Origin of the sequence: Streptomyces sioyaensis, assembly GCF_004122735.1 — a bacterium.
Classification (GTDB): Bacteria; Actinomycetota; Actinomycetes; order Streptomycetales; family Streptomycetaceae; genus Streptomyces; species Streptomyces sioyaensis.
The window spans coordinates 1-15,421 of record NZ_SDIF01000140.1; the positions used below are offsets into that span (position 1 = coordinate 1).

The following is a 15,421-nucleotide window of genomic DNA, read 5'->3' on the forward strand; positions in this document are numbered from 1 at the left end:
GGCGGGGGCCGGCGGGTCGGGTTCCGCGGTCTCGCGGCGGCGCAGGGCCCACAACCCCACCGCCCGGACGACCTCTCCCACCAGCAGCGCCAGTGTGAGATACAGCACCATGGCCAGCCACAGGTAGCCGGGCCAGGCCAGGATCTGCTGGACGGGGAAGGGAACGCCGGCCGGGCCGGACAGCAGGGCGGCGAGGGCGGTCAGCGGGAGGACGAAGGCGGCCGCGGTGCCCGCGCCGCGGGGCCGGCTGCCGGGTTTCGTGGTGTCACGGACCAGCCGGCACCACAGATAGCGGTGCACGCCGAAGAACAGTCCGAGGACCGGGACCACGATCAGCGCGAAGATCACGGCGACTCCCCGTTCCCGTCGGTCAGGAGGCGGATGAGGAAGACGAGGAAGGAGAGACGGACTGGTCAGCGGTGTCGGCGGGGTCGGCGGCGGCCTCGCGGCGCAGTGCGCGGACTCCGCGGAACCCGATCACACCAATCACCGTCCCCAAGAGAAAGGACGCCACCGCGAGCAGGAGATGGACCCAGAAGTAGGCGGTCGGGTCACCCGCGTCGTCGAAGGCGAGACCGCTCCCGTCCTTCCAGAGGTTTTTGACGAAAGTGATCCAGATGAACCAGCTCCACACCCCGAAGGCGAGCAGGAACCAGGACACGGGGCGAGAGAGCTTCATAGATCCCAGTATGGGCAGCGGCTCCATCCGGCGGGCGACAGGGGCACTCTTCCGTGGGGTGCTGTCGGCGTCGCGGGCAAAGCCGGGTACGTTCACCGACGTGCCGACGACCTCCTGTGCTTCCACGGCTTCCACCGACCCGACCGCTCTGGCCGCCCCGTCCGCCACATCCGCTCCGACTGCCCCGTCCGCCACCGCGACGCGCGCGGCGCGTCCGGGCTTCCGCCTGCGTACCGCCGCCACCCTGGCCGTCTCCGGGCTGGTGGCCTCGCCGCTGCTGGCCGGCACCGCGTACGCCGATCCCAAGGCTCCCGCGCCGCCGGCGAAGATGTCGCAGATCGGCGGGGACCGACTGGGTGCGCCCGGCGTCCAGGTGGCGCCGAAGCCCGGTGCCCCGAAGCTGCCCGGGCCGGACGCGCTGACCGCCCGCTCCTGGATCGTGTCGGACGCGGAGTCCGGCAAGGTGCTGGCCGCCAAGAACCCGCACTGGCGGCTCGCGCCGGCCAGCACGCTGAAGATGCTGTTCGCCGACACGGTGCTGCCGAAGTTCCCGAAGGACCAGAAGCACACGGTCAAGCCCGCCGATCTGGCGGGCATGGGCATCGGCAGCAGCCTGGTGGGGATAAAGGAGAACCTGAGCTACACGGTCCATGACCTGTGGCTGGGGGTCTTCCTGCGGTCCGGCAACGACGCGGTGCACACGCTGTCGGCGATGAACGGCGGGACGAAGACCACCGTCGCCCAGATGCAGCAGCGGGCCAAGGAGCTGAACGCCACCGATACGCATGTGGTGACGCCGGACGGCTATGACGCGCCGGGCCAGGTCTCCAGCGCGTACGACCTGAGCCTCTTCGCCCGGGCGGGACTGCAGAACGCCGACTTCCGCGAGTACTGCTCGACGGCCAGTGCCCAGTTCCCCGGGGACAAGGGCAAGAACGGCAAGCGCGCCTCGTTCGGCATCCAGAACACCAACCGGCTGCTCAGCGGCGACTTCGACATGAAGCCGTACCCGGGGATCGCGGGGGTGAAGAACGGCTCGACCACCAACGCCGGCTCCACCTTCACCGGTGTCGCCCAGCGCGGTGACCGCAAGCTGCTCGTCACGGTCATGCACCCGGAGAAGCGGGAGCACAACGAGGGGTACCGGGAGGCCGCCAAGCTGCTCGACTGGGGCTTCGCGGCGGCCGACAAGGTGGAACCGGTCGGCCGGCTCGTCGGCCCCCGCAGCGAGGACGACGGCAGGGGCGCCGTGGGCCCCAAGGACAAGAAGGGTGCGCACGACAACAACCAGGCCTCGCTGGACAGCTCCGGCGGTGCGGGCGGCGCCTGGACCGCGGTGGGCGTCGCCGGCGGGACCCTGGCGCTGCTGGGCGCGGTGGCCTTCGCCGTGCACCGCCGCCGTCCGCTGCCGGAGCGGGTACGGGGGCGCCGGGCCGGTAAGTGACCGGGCGCCGGGCCGTACGGAGGCGGGCCGGGTGACGGAGGCGGGCCGCGGGCCGGCCTCCGTCGGCACGCGGGACCGTAGGGCGGGTGGCGTCAGGCCGCCCGGGGGCGCCGCGGCCCCTCTCCGCCCTCCGGCCGCTCCCTGCCCTCCAGCTCTTCCTTGTCCTCCGGCCCGTCCGGCCGTTCCTGCGCCGGGGCTTCGTCCGGCCCCTCCCGCACCTTGAGGTCCTCGCCCACCGTGTGCTTCTCCGCCTCGGTGGCCGTCCAGGAAGCGCAGTACACCAGCAGCTTCGCGGTGAAGTTGATCCACAGCAGCAGCGCGACCGGGGTGCCGAAGGCGCCGTACATGCTCCGGGCGGCGACGCCCTGGAGATAGCCGCTGATCAGCAGTTTCAGCACTTCGAAGCCGATCGCGCCGAGGAGTCCGGCGACCACGACGGAGCGCCTGGGCGGATGGACGCCGGCGAGCCGGGTCAGTATGTAGGCGAGCAGCAGGAAGTCCGCGAGGACGGCGATGACGAACCCCGCCGCCGAGAGCAGGACGCTGCCGACGCCGCCCTCCGACAGGCCGATCACCTCGGCCACCTTGCCCACCGCGGCGGACGCGAAGGTCGAGCAGGCGAGGGAGAGCACGGCGACGCCGCCGACCCCGAGCAGCAGCGCGCCGTCCCGGAGCTTGCCGAGGAAGAAGTTGATCTCCTCGTCGGGCTTCTCCCATACGGCACGCAGGCAGTCGCGCAGCGAGTCGACCCAGCCGATGCCGGTGAGCAGCAGGGCGGCACCGGCGACCAGGCCGACGGTGGTGGCGTGGGCGACGAGCCCGGAGATGTCGAGCTGACCCGCGAGGCCGGGGAGCTGTTCGGCGATCTTGCCCTCCAGCGTGTGCAGCCGGGCGTCGCTGAGGAGTGCGGCGCCGATCGCGGCGGCGACGGTGAGCAGCGGGAAGAGGGCCACGAAGCTGGTGAAGGTGATCGCGGCGGCGAGCCGGGTCCAGTGCACCCGGAGCATCCGCTCGTAGGCGCGCCAGAGGTGAGTGGTCATCAGCCGGCCGATGAGCGGTCCGATCACCGGCAGTGTGCGCAACCAGTCCATGGCATTCCCCTCGTGCCCACGCGCCCGCCGGCCCGGGCTGGATCTTCCGGCCGGTGCCCCGGCTGACCGGAACACTAGGGGGTGTCTCCCCGATCTCCGTGGATTGGCCTGCGCCGTCTGGTGCCGTGCATCGCAAGGCGGAGCATCTCCCGCGGACTGGGCGTCCGTGGGTGATGCGACAACGCCGCGAGGGGCGGTGCCAGACGGCGCAGGCCCACGGAGACCGGGGAGACACGCCCTAGCGTCCGGGTACCCCGGAAAGGGCCGTGTGCATACGTCCCGGTCGGCCATCGGGTACGGCACCGCCCGTCCGGGCCGCGGCGGACGCACCGATCGCCGGCGCGGCGGGCGTCAGCAGGACGGCGCGGGCGGCCGGGAGAGATCGGCGGCCTGGCGCGGGACGCCGGCCGTCTGCGGCGGGAAGGGGAACTCCTGCTCCAGGCGCCACACCTCGTCCGCGCCCTGCTCGTAGAGCGCGAAGCCGCCGATGGTCCAGGTCGCGGAGAAGTCCCGCAGGCCGGCCTGGGCGCGGTCCATGTCCGCGTCGGCGATGTTGTGGGCGACGGTGACATGCGGGTGGTACGGGAACTGCAGCTCGCGGGCGCACGGGCCGGAGGCGGCGCGGATGCGGGCCTGGAGCGCGGTGCAGCCCGCCTCGCCCTCGGTGACCTTCACGTAGACCACCGGGGAGAGCGGGCGGAAGGTGCCGGTGCCCTCCAGGCGGAGCGGGAAGGGGCGGAAGCCGGCCGCGACCTCGGCGAGGTGGCGTTCGATGCCGGGCAGCGCCCCGGCGGGGACCTCCGTCGGCGGGAGGAGGGTGATGTGCGTGGGGATACCCGGTGCGGCAGGGTCCCCGAAGCCCTCGCGCTGCCTCTGGAGGAAGCTGCCGTAAGGCTCCGGGACCGCGATCGAAACGCCCAGCGTTACGGTCCCCACTGTGTTCTCCCTCCTGACGTGTGTGCGGCGCTCGCGCACCCTCTTAGTGTGCCGGGTGGGCACCCGTTGCGGGGAGCGTCCCCCGCTCCTGTGACAAGCGGATCCCCGGGCTTCGGGCGCTGGATCCACCGGGCTCCGGCCGGCCCGCGCGGCCGGAGCAGGCCCGTCCCGCGGACGGTCCCTTCAGTGCTTCGCCGGCAGCAATCCGAGCCGGTCATAGGTGGTGGCGAGGGTCTCGGCGGCGACCGCGCGGGCCTTCTCCGCACCCTTGGCCAGGATCGCGTCCAGGGTCTCGGGATCGTCGAGGTATTCCTGCGTACGGTTGCGGAACGGTGTGACGAAATCGACCATCGCCTCGGCGAGATCCGTCTTGAGGGCGCCGTACATCTTGCCCTCGTACGACCGCTCCAGGTCCGGGACGGAGGTGTCGGTGAGCGTGGAGAGGATCGTCAGGAGGTTGCTGACGCCCGGCTTGGCCTCGCGGTCGAAGCGGATGACCGTGTCGGTGTCCGTGACCGCGCTCTTGACCTTCTTCGCGGTGACCTTGGGGTCGTCGAGCAGGTCGACGATGCCCTTGGGCGAGGAGGCGGACTTGCTCATCTTGATCGACGGGTCCTGAAGATCGAAGATCTTCGCCGTCTCCTTGACGATGTACGGGTTCGGGATCGTGAAGGTGTCGCCGAAGCGGGTGTTGAAGCGGTCCGCGAGATCGCGGGTCAGCTCCAGGTGCTGGCGCTGGTCCTCGCCGACCGGGACCTGGTCGGCCTGGTAGAGGAGGATGTCGGCGACCATCAGCACGGGGTAGGTGAACAGGCCCACCGTCGTACGGTCCGCGCCCTGCTTGGCCGACTTGTCCTTGAACTGGGTCATCCGCGAGGCCTCACCGAAGCCGGTGACGCAGTTCATGACCCAGGCGAGCTGGGCGTGCTCGGGCACATGGCTCTGGACGAAGAGCGTGCAGCGCTCCGGGTCGAGGCCGGCGGCCAGCAGCTGGGCGGCCGCGACCCGGGTGTTGCGGCGCAGCTCCGCCGGGTCCTGCGGGACGGTGATCGCGTGCAGGTCGACCACCATGTAGAAGGCGTCGTGGGACTCCTGCAGGGCCACCCACTGGCGCACCGCACCGAGGTAATTACCGAGGTGGAAGGAGCCGGCGGTGGGCTGAATGCCGGAGAGCACACGCGGAAGACGCTGCATGGCGGAGCCATTCCCCTGGGGGTGGTGGTGGGCGACAGTCGGGCGATCGAGAGCCATGGCACCGATTGTCTCAGGTCCACAAGGGCGCCGAGGCGCGTGGTGGCACAAGCGGGGGCGCGGCCGCGGTCCCGGCGGCGGTCCCGGCCGCGCGGACGGGACGGCGGGCCGGACGGCGGGCGGCCCGGGGGCCGGGCCGCGGCGGCCTGTTCGCGGCGGCCGGCAGCTGGAATCGTGGGCCCCGCACCGTGGCCCGCGCCGCGCGGCCCCGGTACACCGACCCGGCTCTTCCTCCCCACTCTGTGAGGACCGCGATGACCGACGCCCACCGCCCCGCGCCCCCGGCCGACGCCGCCTGCCCCGCACGATCCGACCCGGAGCCGCACCGGCTCGACCCCGGCGGCACCGGCCGGGCCGCGGCCGACGCCCGGCTGCGGGAGGCCGGGCCGGTGGTGCCGGTGCTGCTGCCCGGGGACGTGCCCGCGGTCACCGTCACCCGCCACGAGGCGCTGCGCGAGATGCTGGCGCACCCCGAAGTCGCCAAGAACGCCTGCCACTTCACCGCCCTGCACGACGGCACGGTGCCGCCCGGCTGGCCGCTGGCCCTCTTCGCCACCATCGAGGGCATGACGACCGCCGACGGGGCCGATCACCGGCGGCTGCGCGGGCTGGTGACCCAGGTGTTCACCGGGCGGCGGGTGGCGGCGCTGCGGCCCCGGATCGCGGAGCTGACGGCCGGGCTGCTCGACGCGCTGCCGCCGGCCGCGGACGCCGACGGCACGGTGGATCTGCGCCGGCACTTCGCCTATCCGCTGCCGATGAGCGTGATCTGCGAACTGCTGGGGGTGGCGGCCGAGTTACGCGACCGGCTGCACGAGCTGTCGAACCTGATCGTGAGCACGGCCGGCACCGCGGCCGAGGTGCTGGCCGTCAACCGTGAGATCACCGCCCTCCTCACGGAGGTCGCCGAGGCCCGGCGGGCGGACCCCGGTGACGATCTGACCAGCGCACTGCTCGCCGCCCAGGAGGAGGACGGCGACCGGCTGAGCGCGCGGGAGCTGGTCGGCACCCTGCTGTCGCTGACCATCGCCGGGCACGAGACCACGCTCAATCTGATCACCAACGCGGTCCGGGCCCTGTGCACCGACCGCGGACAACTGGAGCTGGTGCGGAACGGGCGGGCCACCTGGGACGACGTGGTCGAGGAGACCCTGCGCCACGACAGCCCCGTCGCCCACTTCCCGTTCCGCTACCCGGTCCGGGACCTGGAGATCGGCGGCACCCTCGTCCCGCGCGGCACCCCGATGCTGGCCTCCTACTCGGCGGCCGGCCGTGATCCGGACGCCTACGGGGCCGACGCGGACCGGTTCGACGTCACCCGGCGGCCCGCCGCCCGGCACCTGTCCTTCGGCCACGGCTCGCACTACTGCCCGGGCGCGCCGCTGGCCCGGCTGGAGGCGACCGTGGCCCTCCAGGCGCTTTTCACCCGCTATCCGGCGCTGGACCTCGCCGTCCCGGACGCGGAGCTGCCGGCGCACCCGAGCTTCCTCAGCAACAGCATCCAGGTGCTGCCGGTCCGGCTCACCGGCTGATCACGGGCCGGTGAGCCGGGCGGGGCGCCGTGGAGTCGCGGCGTCAGTCCGTCGGCAGCCCCGGCGCCGGGTAGCCGGCCAGCAACTCCGCGACCTCGCCGCGGATCACCGCCAGCGCGTCCTCGTCGCCCTTGGCCGCGGCCGTCACGCTCCGGTCGATCCACTCGGCGACCAGCGGCATCCGGTCCGTGCCCAGTCCGCGGGAGGTGAGGGAGGGGGTGCCGATGCGGATGCCGGAGGGGTCGAAGGGCTTGCGGGGGTCGAAGGGAACGGTGTTGTAGTTGACGACGATGCCGGCCCGGTCCAGGGCCTTGGCGGCGACCTTGCCGGGGACGTCCTTGGAGGTCAGGTCGATCAGCACCAGGTGGTTGTCGGTGCCGCCGGAGACCAGGTCGTAGCCGCGGGCCAGCAGCGCCTCGGCGAGCGCCCTGGCGTTGGCGACGACGGCATGGGCGTAGTCCCGGAAGGACGGGGCGGCCGCCTCGTGCAGGGCGACCGCGATGGCGGCGGTGGTGTGGTTGTGCGGGCCGCCCTGGAGACCCGGGAAGACCGCCTTGTCGAGGGCCTTGGCGTGGCTCGCCCGGGACATCAGCATCGCGCCGCGCGGCCCGCGCAGGGTCTTGTGCGTGGTCGTGGAGATCACGTCCGCGTGCGGTACGGGCGACGGGTGGGCGCCGCCCGCGACCAGACCGGCGATATGGGCGATGTCCGCCACGAGTACGGCGTCGACCTCCCGTGCGATCTCGCCGAAGGCGGCGAAGTCGATGGTGCGCGGCACGGCGGTACCGCCACAGAAGATGATCTTCGGGCGTTCCTTGCGGGCCAGGTCGCGCACCTCGTCGAAGTCGATCAGCGCGCTGCCGGGCCGGACGCCGTACTGCACCCCGCGGAACCACCGGCCGGTCGCCGAGACGCCCCAGCCATGGGTGAGGTGGCCGCCCATCGGCAGCGCCATGCCCAGCACGGTGTCGCCGGGCTCGGCGAAGGCAAGGTAGGCGGCGAGGTTGGCGGGCGAGCCGGAGTACGGCTGGACGTTGGCGTGCTCCACGCCGAAGACGGCCTTGGCGCGCTCGACGGCCAGCGTCTCGACCCGGTCGATGTTCTGCTGGCCTTCGTAGTAGCGACGGCCCGCGTACCCCTCGCTGTACTTGTTCTGCAGGACGGTGCCGGTGGCTTCCAGGACGGCGGCGGAGACGTAGTTCTCGCTGGGGATCAGCCGCAGGGTGTCGGCCTGGAGCTGCTCCTCGGCGCCGACCAGCGCGGCCAGTTCGGGGTCGGCGGCGCTCAGCGCGGCATGCGGAAGGGGCTGTGACGTGGGAGCCAGTGACATGGTGTCCTCCGGGGCGGTCGATCGGTGGTTCCGGTCGTGGTCCCGGGGTGCCCAGGCGGGGCGGCACCTCGTGAGGTTTCCCGCACACCGCTTCCTCGAGGTTGCTTCCCCGTACGCCAGTCGCGATGTGCACCGCAGAGTGTAGGACACCCCGGCCCCCCGAGCCGGCGAAACATCGCAGGTCCGGTCGGTCCGGCCGGGCGCAACAATGGAGAGGGACGCGGCAGCGCCCGCGCCCCGCACGGCCTACCGAACGGAGTCACCGGTGACGTCCACGGAACGCTTCCTCGCCGCCGCCGAGGCCCACAGCGCGCACAACTACCACCCGCTGCCCGTCGTCGTGGCCTCCGCCGAGGGTGCCTGGGTGACGGATGTGGACGGCCGACGCTATCTGGACATGCTCGCCGGCTACTCCGCGCTGAACTTCGGGCACGGCAACCGCCGCCTGCTCGACGCGGCCAAGGCCCAACTGGAGCGGGTCACCCTCACCTCCCGCGCCTTCCACCACGACCGGTTCGGCGACTTCTGCACCCAGCTGGCCCAGCTGTGCGGCATGGAACTCGTCCTGCCGATGAACACCGGCGCCGAGGCGGTCGAAACCGCGATCAAGACGGCCCGCAAGTGGGGCTACCGGGTCAAGGGCGTCCCGGACGGCCAGGCGAAGATCATCGTCGCCGACCACAACTTCCACGGCCGCACCACGACCCTCGTCTCCTTCTCCACCGACCCCGAGGCGCGCGCCGACTTCGGCCCGTACACCCCCGGCTTCGAGATCGTCCCCTTCGGCGACCTGGCGGCGCTGGAGGCGGCCGTCGACGCCGACACCGTCGCCGTTCTCCTGGAGCCGATCCAGGGCGAGGCGGGCGTCCTGGTACCGCCGCCGGGCTATCTGGCGGGCGTACGGGAGCTGACCCGCAGCCGGAACGTGCTGTTCATCGCCGATGAGATCCAGTCGGGCCTGGGGCGTACGGGCCGGACCTTCGCCTGTGAGCACGAGGACGTGGTCCCGGACATGTACGTCCTGGGCAAGGCGCTGGGCGGCGGGGTGGTGCCGGTCTCGGCGGTGGTCTCCTCGCGCGAGGTGCTGGGCGTCTTCGCACCCGGCGAGCACGGCTCGACGTTCGGCGGCAACCCCCTCGCCTGCGCGGTGGCCCTGGAGGTCATCGCGATGCTGCGCACCGGCGAATTCCAGCAGCGGGCAACGGAGTTGGGCGAGCATCTGCACGGCGAGCTGGGGCTGCTGGTGGGCGACGGCACGGTGGACGCGGTCCGCGGCCGCGGCCTGTGGGCCGGCGTGGACATCAACCCGTCCCGAGGCACCGGCCGCTCCGTCTCCGAACAGCTGATGACGCGCGGGGTCCTGGTCAAGGACACCCACGGCGCAACGATCCGGCTCGCCCCGCCGCTGGTCATCAGCAAGGAGGACCTGGACTGGGGGCTCGACCAGCTGCGGGGCGTACTGGAGAGGTGAGGCGGGGGCGAGCGTGCAGCGGGCCCGGTGCCGTCCTCCTAGGCCAGGAGCGAGGCCGGGGTGACGAGCCGGGCACGTTCGTGGAGTTCCCGGGCGGCGGGGTGCTTGAGGTGGGGGCGGATCAGTTGGAACATTTTCCCCATGCGCCGGTCCACCCTCCCGCTTTGCACCAGGGGATATTCGTCCAGCGCTTCATTCCATGTCGCACAAGCCGCTTCCAGGTGCCCCACCTCAAGCTGGAACTCGGCGAGTGTGGCCCGTTCCTTCACCCGGGACCGGCGGTAGATGTCGTAGCACAACCTGTCCGATTCCCGCATCGCCGCAACGGCTCCGGGAAGGTCCCCCAACTCGTGGCGAACGTGACTGATGTGGTAGTGCAGAGATGAGGGATCATAGGAGCCGAAGGCCTTCGCTCGCGCCTCGGCCTTTTCCATGGAAATTTCGGCCTCATTCAGATGCGCCAGTGCCTTGTGGCGGTCTCCTGTTTGCGCAGCGGCGTGTGCCTGCTGCCCCGCAAGGAAGGCGTTCATACGCGGGCCCGCTTGCGGAGAGGCGGCGGCAGCAGCATCGGCCAGTCGCATGGCTTCACGGCCGTGCCCCAGGTCAACTGCCTGCACACTCATCCCCCGCAGTGTCGTGCAATACGTGAGGTGGTCCTCAGAGGCGCCGGCCAGTTCCAATGCCTTCAGGTAATACTTCTGCCCCAGTCCTTCCACCCCCTCATCCACAGCCATGTATCCGGTGAGATAGCACAGGTCGGAGGCTGCCGACATCATCGCCTTGCGTACCGATTCCGGCGCATCAGCCCGTAGATACGGCGCCACCGTGTTGACCAGAAATGCCGCAGCCATGGGGCGGGCGTGGCGTCCACCGAATTGGTCGTCGAGTTCCGAGATCCGTTCGGTCATGGCGGTGACCGTGTGAACATCCGGCATGCCGATGCGCCGAGTTCGGCCGGTTTGAACGGCTTCCATCCGTCCCACCACATCCGGCCAATTGGGCACGGTCAGCGCAACGGAGAAGAGGCTTATACCGAGGATGCTGCGGCGCGAGGGATCCATGTCTCCCCTACCGAGATCGATCAGCCCTTCAACCGCGCCGGGAGCGGCGGCCGAGCTACCGACAACGGGCGGGAACCCAACCTCGGCTTGGGTGACCGGACGTCCCAGCTTCCGCGCCAAGGCCTCCACGATCAGCGGCCTGACCTGCTCCTTCGGCAGGTGCCCTTGACACCACTGATGAGCCGACGGCTCGCGGTACTTGAGCGGGGTTCCTCGCTCGGTGCCGATGCGGTTCACGGCCTGGACGAACTGCCGCAGCGTCCAGCCGGTCTGCCGGTAAAGCCGTTCAAGGTGCCGGTTCGGTTCCCGAGTGCCCATCAGCCCTCAACTCCCCGGTGTGCACGAGCGCTTAAAGCTCTTAAAAGCCGCTTCCAGTGCCACCGTACCGCTGGGTGTAGCGGAGCGGTTGCCCAGAGCGAGGAAGGCCCTCCTCGCGAGACCACAAGAGGACCCCCGCGACCGTGGTGGACGGCCCGGGGGCGTGGCCCTCAACTACAAGGAGTTGACGACATGCCCAACGCTACAGCGAGGGTCTTCGTCCGGCTGCTGCCGTGGACCGGCCCGGACGGGAAACCGTGCTTCCTGGTAGGCGACGGGGCCGGATACGTCTCCCGCATCGCCGACCAGATGGAGGAAGAGCAGCTCAGCTCGGCCGACGATCTCATCGACGAAGCCCGCCAACTGCTTGCCGATCGGACGTGGACGCCCGGGGAACTGCACCTTCTGGCCGTTGAATTGACCGCGTCCCTTGCCGATGTGCGCCGGGTGGCCGAGAGCCGGGGCGGACGCCTGGCCGCCCTCGGCCACGACGTCCCCGACGATGCCGACGGCGAAGGGCCCCGACTTCCGGCGGAGGCGTTCGGATGAGGCGGGCGCCGCCTGGCCGCGCGCACGGGGTGGCCTATGTGCGGATCACATGCGGCACGAACCGCGCGTACTCGTCGGTGACCGGCCCCGCGGACTCGCGGATGCCGAGGCCGGCCGCCTCGTCCTCGACGACCCAGGCGCCGAGGACGACACGGTTGCCGTCGAAGTCCGGCAGGGGGGCCAACTCCTGGTAGCAGCAGGGGTCGTCGGCGCCGCGCGGCACCGGCGCGGCACCCGGCTCGTGCAGGGTGACCCCGGCGCCCTCGCGGCCCAGCAGCGGCTTGGCGGCGTAGCCGCGGGTGCGGGCCAGTTCGCGCGGGCCGTCGAGGTAGGCGGGCAGCAGATTCGGATGGCCCGGGAACAGCTCCCACAGGACCGCCAGCAGCGCCTTGTTGGAGAGCAGCATCTTCCAGGCGGGCTCGATCCAGAGGGTGGAGCCGGTGCCGCCGCCGTTGTCGAGCGTGTCCAGGACGTACGGGCCGAAGTCGTCGCCGGCCAGCCACTCCCACGGGTAGAGCTTGAAGCAGGCCCGTATGAAGCGCAGCCGCTGGTCGACGAAGCGGCCGGAGAGCCGGTCCCAGCCGATGTCCTCCACCGGGATGGCGACCGTTTCCAGGCCCGCCTGCTGCGCCGTCTCCTCCAGATACGCGACGGTCATCAGGTCCTCGCCGAGCTCGTCGCCCGCGGAGTGCGCGAAGTGCAGCGGCGCACCGGGCGGCAGCAGCGGGGCCTGCCGCTTCCAGGCCGCCACCAGCCGCTCGTGCAGCGAGTTCCACTGGTCGGCGCCCGGGAAGCGCTCCTCCATCCAGAACCACTGCGGGCTCGCGGCCTCGACCAGCGAGGTCGGCGTATCGGCGTTGTACTCCAGCATCTTGGCCGGGCCGGTGCCGTCGTAGTGCAGGTCGAACCGCCCGTAGAGGGAGGGGAGTTCGTCGCGCCGGCGCCAGGACTCGGCGACCAGGGCGGCCAGCCGGGGGTCGTCGATGCCGAGGTCGGCGAAGCGGTCGCGTTCGACGATGTGCGCGGCCGCGGCCAGGCACATGCCGTGCAGCTCTTCGACGACCTCCTCCAGGGCCTCGACCTCGGGGAGGGTGAACGCGTAGTACGCGCTCTCGTCCCAGTACGGGCGCAGCGAATCGTCCGGGTAGCGGGTGAGCGGGTAGATCAGCCCCTGCGCCTCCACGGTCTGCTGCCAGCCGGGGCGGGGCTCGATGGTGTGGCGTTCCATGGTGCCGCGGCGTCCGCTCAGCCGCCGAAGGAGCCGTGCCGGCCGCCGCCGCTGCCGTGCGATCCCGAGCAGCCGAAACCGCCGCGGTTGACGGCCGTGGCCCGGCTGAAGGTGCCGTCGTCGGCGTACTTCCCCCCGGAGTTGCCCGGGTCGTAGTACCACTGGGCGTCCACCGGCTGCCGGCCGGTCCCGCCGCCGCGCCCGCTCTTGCCGTACTTGCCGGTCGTCGTGCCACTCGTGGTGCCGCTCGTGGAGGACGAGCCGCCGCCCGCCGAGCAGTTCTTGGCCTCGACGATGCGGTAGCCCTTGAGCGTGTCGTAGCTGTTGCGGTCCACGCAGCGCTTGTCGGGCTCGGAGCCGCAGGACGTCAGGGCGGCAGCCAGCGCGCCCATCCCGCCCAGGATCACCGTGCTCGACCGCAGTCGCCGCCGTGCCTTCTCCGCCATTTCCTGCATCCCCCGTACTCGGCCATATGTATGAACGGGGAGCAAGCTTAGGGGCACACGGCAAGGCGCCGGACCGCCCCTACGGACGGCCCGGCGCTGTGCGGTGAGTGAGTGGCTATGGATCGGAGTGGACGGTTAGATGACGGTCTGGGTGTCGGTGCCGGTGGAGGTTCCGAAGTTCGTGTCTCCCGTGTAGTTCGCCGTGACCACGTAGACGCCCGTCGTGAGCGCGGCGCTGACCGTCGCGACACCACTGCCGTTCAGGGTCCCGGGGAGGTTCACGGTGGTCACACCGTCGGTGATGGTGAAGTTGACGGTGCCGGTCGGGATGCCGCTGCCGGGAGCCAGCGCCGACACGAAGGCGATGAACCCGACCGTCTGCCCGCTCGTGGACGGGTCGGGGAACGAGGTGGCCGTGGTGAGTGTCGAGGCCTGGTTCACTGTCTGGGTGTCCGTCCCGACAGAGCCGGCGAAGTTGGCGTCGCCGTTGTAGGTCGCGGTGACGTTGTGCGTACCTGCCCCCAGGCTGTTGGTGGTGACGGTCGCGACCCCCGCGACGACGGTGCCGGTCAGCGTGCCGCCCCCGACTCCGTCGATGACGAAGGTGACGGTGCCGGTCGGGCTGCCCGCCCCGGGCGAGTTGACAGCGACGTTCGCGGTGAAGGTCACCAGCTGCCCGAACGTCGAGGGGTCGGGCGAGGAGGTGGCGGTGGTGGTCGTGGACGCCTGGTTCACGGTCTGGGTGTCGGTGCCGCTGGAGGCAGTGAAGTTGGCGTCACCGCTGTAGGTCGCGGTGACGGTGTGCGTCCCTGCGTCGAGTGCGCTGGTGCTGACGGTGACCGTGCCCCCGGAGAGGGTGCCGGTCAGTGTCGGACCACCGGTGATGACGAAGGTGACGGTTCCCGTGGGAGTGCCCGCACCCGGCGCGACCGGTGCAACGGTGGCCGTGAAGGACACCGACTGCCCGACCACCGACGGGTCCGGCGACGAACTCACCGAGGTGGTCGTCGACGCCTGGCCCACGATCTGGGTGTCCGCGCCAACGGAGCCGACGAAGTTCCCGTCACCGGTGTACGTCGCCGAGACGGCGTAGGCACCGGCCGTCACCAGTCCGTTGGTGCTGACGCTGACGGTGCCGCCACTGAGGGTGCCGGTCAGGCTCACCGTCGTGACACCGTCGGTCGCGAGGAACGTGACCGTCCCGGTGGGCGTCCCCGCACCCGGCGACACCGGCGTCACGGTGGCCGTGAAGGTCACCGTCTGCCCGACCACGGACGGGTCCGGCGACGAGGAGACCGACGTGGTCGTCAACGCCGGGACCACCGTCTGCGTGTCCGAGCCACTGGAGCCGGTGAAGTCGCCGTCACCGCCGTACGTCGCAGTGACGGTGTGCGTACCGACCGGGATGGCGCTCGTGCTCACGCTCACCGTGCCCCCGGAAAGGGTGCCGGTCAGCGTCGGACCACCCGTCACCACGAACGTGACCGTACCCGTCGGCGTACCCGCGCCCGGAGACACCGGCGCCACGGTGGCCGTGAGGGTCACCGACTGACCGAACACCGACGGGTCCGGAGACGTCGTCACCGCAGTCGTCGTCGCCGCCTGCGTCACCGTCTGCGTGTCCGTACCGCTGGAGCCGGTGAAGTTGCCGTCACCGCTGTAGGTCGCGGTGACGTTGTAAGTCCCGGCGGTCACCAGCCCATTGGTGCTGACACTCACCGTCCCGCCACTGAGGGTGCCGGTCAGGCTCACGGTGGTGTCACCATTCGTCGCGAAGAACGTCACCGTGCCGGTCGGCGTACCCGCACCCGGCGACACCGGCGTCACGGTGGCCGTGAAGGTCACCGTCTGCCCGACCACGGACGGGTCCGGGGACGAGGAGACCGACGTGGTCGTCGCCGCCTGCGTCACCGTCTGGGTGTCCGAGCCGGCGGAACCGGTGAAGTTGCCGTCACCGCCGTACGTCGCCGTAACGGTGCTGGTACCGACCGGGATCGCAGTGGTGCTGACGCTCACCGTGCCCCCGGAAAGGGTGCCGGTCAGCGTCGGACCACCCGTCACCACGAACGTCACCGTGCCGGTCGG

The 15,421-nt window shown here is 71.3% G+C and carries 13 protein-coding genes, 1 pseudogene and 1 riboswitch; of the genes and pseudogenes, 4 read left to right on the forward strand and 10 right to left on the reverse strand.

Annotation, left to right across the window (positions count from 1 at the left end; genetic code table 11):
• Together EST54_RS29775 and EST54_RS29780 are read right to left on the reverse strand one after the other, a co-directional pair.
• A pseudogene (locus EST54_RS29775) lies at nucleotides 1-348 on the reverse strand (metallophosphoesterase); the annotation flags it as partial.
• 22 nt (nucleotides 349-370) lie between these two features.
• Complete coding sequence (locus tag EST54_RS29780) at nucleotides 371-679, reverse strand: SCO4848 family membrane protein (protein ID WP_129250815.1); 309 nt, start codon at nucleotides 677-679, stop codon at nucleotides 371-373.
• A 10-nt stretch (nucleotides 680-689) separates the two neighbouring features.
• On the opposite strand from EST54_RS29780, the gene EST54_RS29785 reads away from it, so the two are divergent.
• Nucleotides 690-2,123 (forward strand): D-alanyl-D-alanine carboxypeptidase family protein, encoded by a 1,434-nt coding sequence (locus EST54_RS29785; protein WP_239012757.1) that lies wholly within the window; start codon nucleotides 690-692, stop codon nucleotides 2,121-2,123.
• 92 nt (nucleotides 2,124-2,215) lie between these two features.
• Here the strand turns inward: EST54_RS29785 and EST54_RS29790 are convergent, their stop codons facing one another.
• The 3 genes from EST54_RS29790 to trpS form a co-directional block, all read right to left on the reverse strand.
• Nucleotides 2,216-3,214, reverse strand: coding sequence for a YihY/virulence factor BrkB family protein (locus EST54_RS29790; protein WP_129250817.1), 999 nt, complete (start codon nucleotides 3,212-3,214; stop codon nucleotides 2,216-2,218).
• A gap of 351 nt (nucleotides 3,215-3,565) precedes the next feature.
• On the reverse strand, nucleotides 3,566-4,150 hold the full coding sequence (locus EST54_RS29795) for a 2'-5' RNA ligase family protein (protein WP_129250818.1): 585 nt from the start codon (nucleotides 4,148-4,150) through the stop codon (nucleotides 3,566-3,568).
• Nucleotides 4,151-4,333: 183 nt separating this feature from the next.
• The gene (gene trpS, locus EST54_RS29800; RefSeq protein WP_129250826.1) at nucleotides 4,334-5,344 is read right to left on the reverse strand and encodes a tryptophan--tRNA ligase; all 1,011 of its coding nucleotides are present in this window, start codon (nucleotides 5,342-5,344) and stop codon (nucleotides 4,334-4,336) included.
• Nucleotides 5,345-5,655: 311 nt separating this feature from the next.
• On the opposite strand from trpS, the gene EST54_RS29805 reads away from it, so the two are divergent.
• Nucleotides 5,656-6,933 carry a cytochrome P450 family protein gene (locus EST54_RS29805; RefSeq protein ID WP_129250819.1) on the forward strand — a complete coding sequence of 426 codons (1,278 nt, stop codon included), beginning with the start codon at nucleotides 5,656-5,658 and terminating at the stop codon, nucleotides 6,931-6,933.
• Between the two features lie 43 nt (nucleotides 6,934-6,976).
• Here the strand turns inward: EST54_RS29805 and EST54_RS29810 are convergent, their stop codons facing one another.
• Complete coding sequence (locus EST54_RS29810) at nucleotides 6,977-8,263, reverse strand: serine hydroxymethyltransferase (RefSeq protein ID WP_129250820.1); 1,287 nt, start codon at nucleotides 8,261-8,263, stop codon at nucleotides 6,977-6,979.
• A 42-nt stretch (nucleotides 8,264-8,305) separates the two neighbouring features.
• Nucleotides 8,306-8,397: riboswitch (ZMP/ZTP riboswitch) on the reverse strand.
• Nucleotides 8,398-8,528: 131 nt separating this feature from the next.
• Between EST54_RS29810 and rocD the strand changes: the two genes are divergently transcribed.
• The gene (rocD, locus tag EST54_RS29815; protein WP_129250821.1) at nucleotides 8,529-9,734 is read left to right on the forward strand and encodes an ornithine--oxo-acid transaminase; all 1,206 of its coding nucleotides are present in this window, start codon (nucleotides 8,529-8,531) and stop codon (nucleotides 9,732-9,734) included.
• A 38-nt stretch (nucleotides 9,735-9,772) separates the two neighbouring features.
• Here rocD and EST54_RS29820 read toward each other — a convergent pair whose 3' ends face one another.
• Nucleotides 9,773-11,113, reverse strand: a complete 1,341-nt coding sequence (locus tag EST54_RS29820; protein ID WP_129250822.1) for a tetratricopeptide repeat protein — start codon at nucleotides 11,111-11,113, stop codon at nucleotides 9,773-9,775.
• Between the two features lie 192 nt (nucleotides 11,114-11,305).
• On the opposite strand from EST54_RS29820, the gene EST54_RS29825 reads away from it, so the two are divergent.
• Nucleotides 11,306-11,662, forward strand: coding sequence for a hypothetical protein (locus EST54_RS29825; RefSeq protein ID WP_129250823.1), 357 nt, complete (start codon nucleotides 11,306-11,308; stop codon nucleotides 11,660-11,662).
• 34 nt (nucleotides 11,663-11,696) lie between these two features.
• Here EST54_RS29825 and EST54_RS29830 read toward each other — a convergent pair whose 3' ends face one another.
• The 3 genes from EST54_RS29830 to EST54_RS29840 form a co-directional block, all read right to left on the reverse strand.
• Nucleotides 11,697-12,890 (reverse strand): glutathionylspermidine synthase family protein, encoded by a 1,194-nt coding sequence (locus EST54_RS29830; protein ID WP_129250824.1) that lies wholly within the window; start codon nucleotides 12,888-12,890, stop codon nucleotides 11,697-11,699.
• A gap of 17 nt (nucleotides 12,891-12,907) precedes the next feature.
• The gene (locus EST54_RS29835) at nucleotides 12,908-13,336 is read right to left on the reverse strand and encodes a hypothetical protein (RefSeq protein WP_129250825.1); all 429 of its coding nucleotides are present in this window, start codon (nucleotides 13,334-13,336) and stop codon (nucleotides 12,908-12,910) included.
• Between the two features lie 135 nt (nucleotides 13,337-13,471).
• Nucleotides 13,472-15,409 (reverse strand): beta strand repeat-containing protein, encoded by a 1,938-nt coding sequence (locus tag EST54_RS29840; RefSeq protein WP_392567426.1) that lies wholly within the window; start codon nucleotides 15,407-15,409, stop codon nucleotides 13,472-13,474.
• Nucleotides 15,410-15,421 lie beyond the last annotated feature (12 nt).

Coding starts and splice junctions, on each gene's coding strand:
- EST54_RS29780 (WP_129250815.1), bottom strand. CDS start 679: ATGAAGCTCTCTCGCCCCGTGTCCTGGTTCCTGCTCGCCTTCGGGGTG.
- EST54_RS29785 (WP_239012757.1), top strand. CDS start 690: ATGGGCAGCGGCTCCATCCGGCGGGCGACAGGGGCACTCTTCCGTGGG.
- EST54_RS29790 (WP_129250817.1), bottom strand. CDS start 3,214: ATGGACTGGTTGCGCACACTGCCGGTGATCGGACCGCTCATCGGCCGG.
- trpS (WP_129250826.1), bottom strand. CDS start 5,344: ATGCAGCGTCTTCCGCGTGTGCTCTCCGGCATTCAGCCCACCGCCGGC.
- EST54_RS29805 (WP_129250819.1), top strand. CDS start 5,656: ATGACCGACGCCCACCGCCCCGCGCCCCCGGCCGACGCCGCCTGCCCC.
- EST54_RS29810 (WP_129250820.1), bottom strand. CDS start 8,263: ATGTCACTGGCTCCCACGTCACAGCCCCTTCCGCATGCCGCGCTGAGC.
- EST54_RS29820 (WP_129250822.1), bottom strand. CDS start 11,113: ATGGGCACTCGGGAACCGAACCGGCACCTTGAACGGCTTTACCGGCAG.
- EST54_RS29825 (WP_129250823.1), top strand. CDS start 11,306: ATGCCCAACGCTACAGCGAGGGTCTTCGTCCGGCTGCTGCCGTGGACC.
- EST54_RS29830 (WP_129250824.1), bottom strand. CDS start 12,890: ATGGAACGCCACACCATCGAGCCCCGCCCCGGCTGGCAGCAGACCGTG.
- EST54_RS29835 (WP_129250825.1), bottom strand. CDS start 13,336: ATGGCGGAGAAGGCACGGCGGCGACTGCGGTCGAGCACGGTGATCCTG.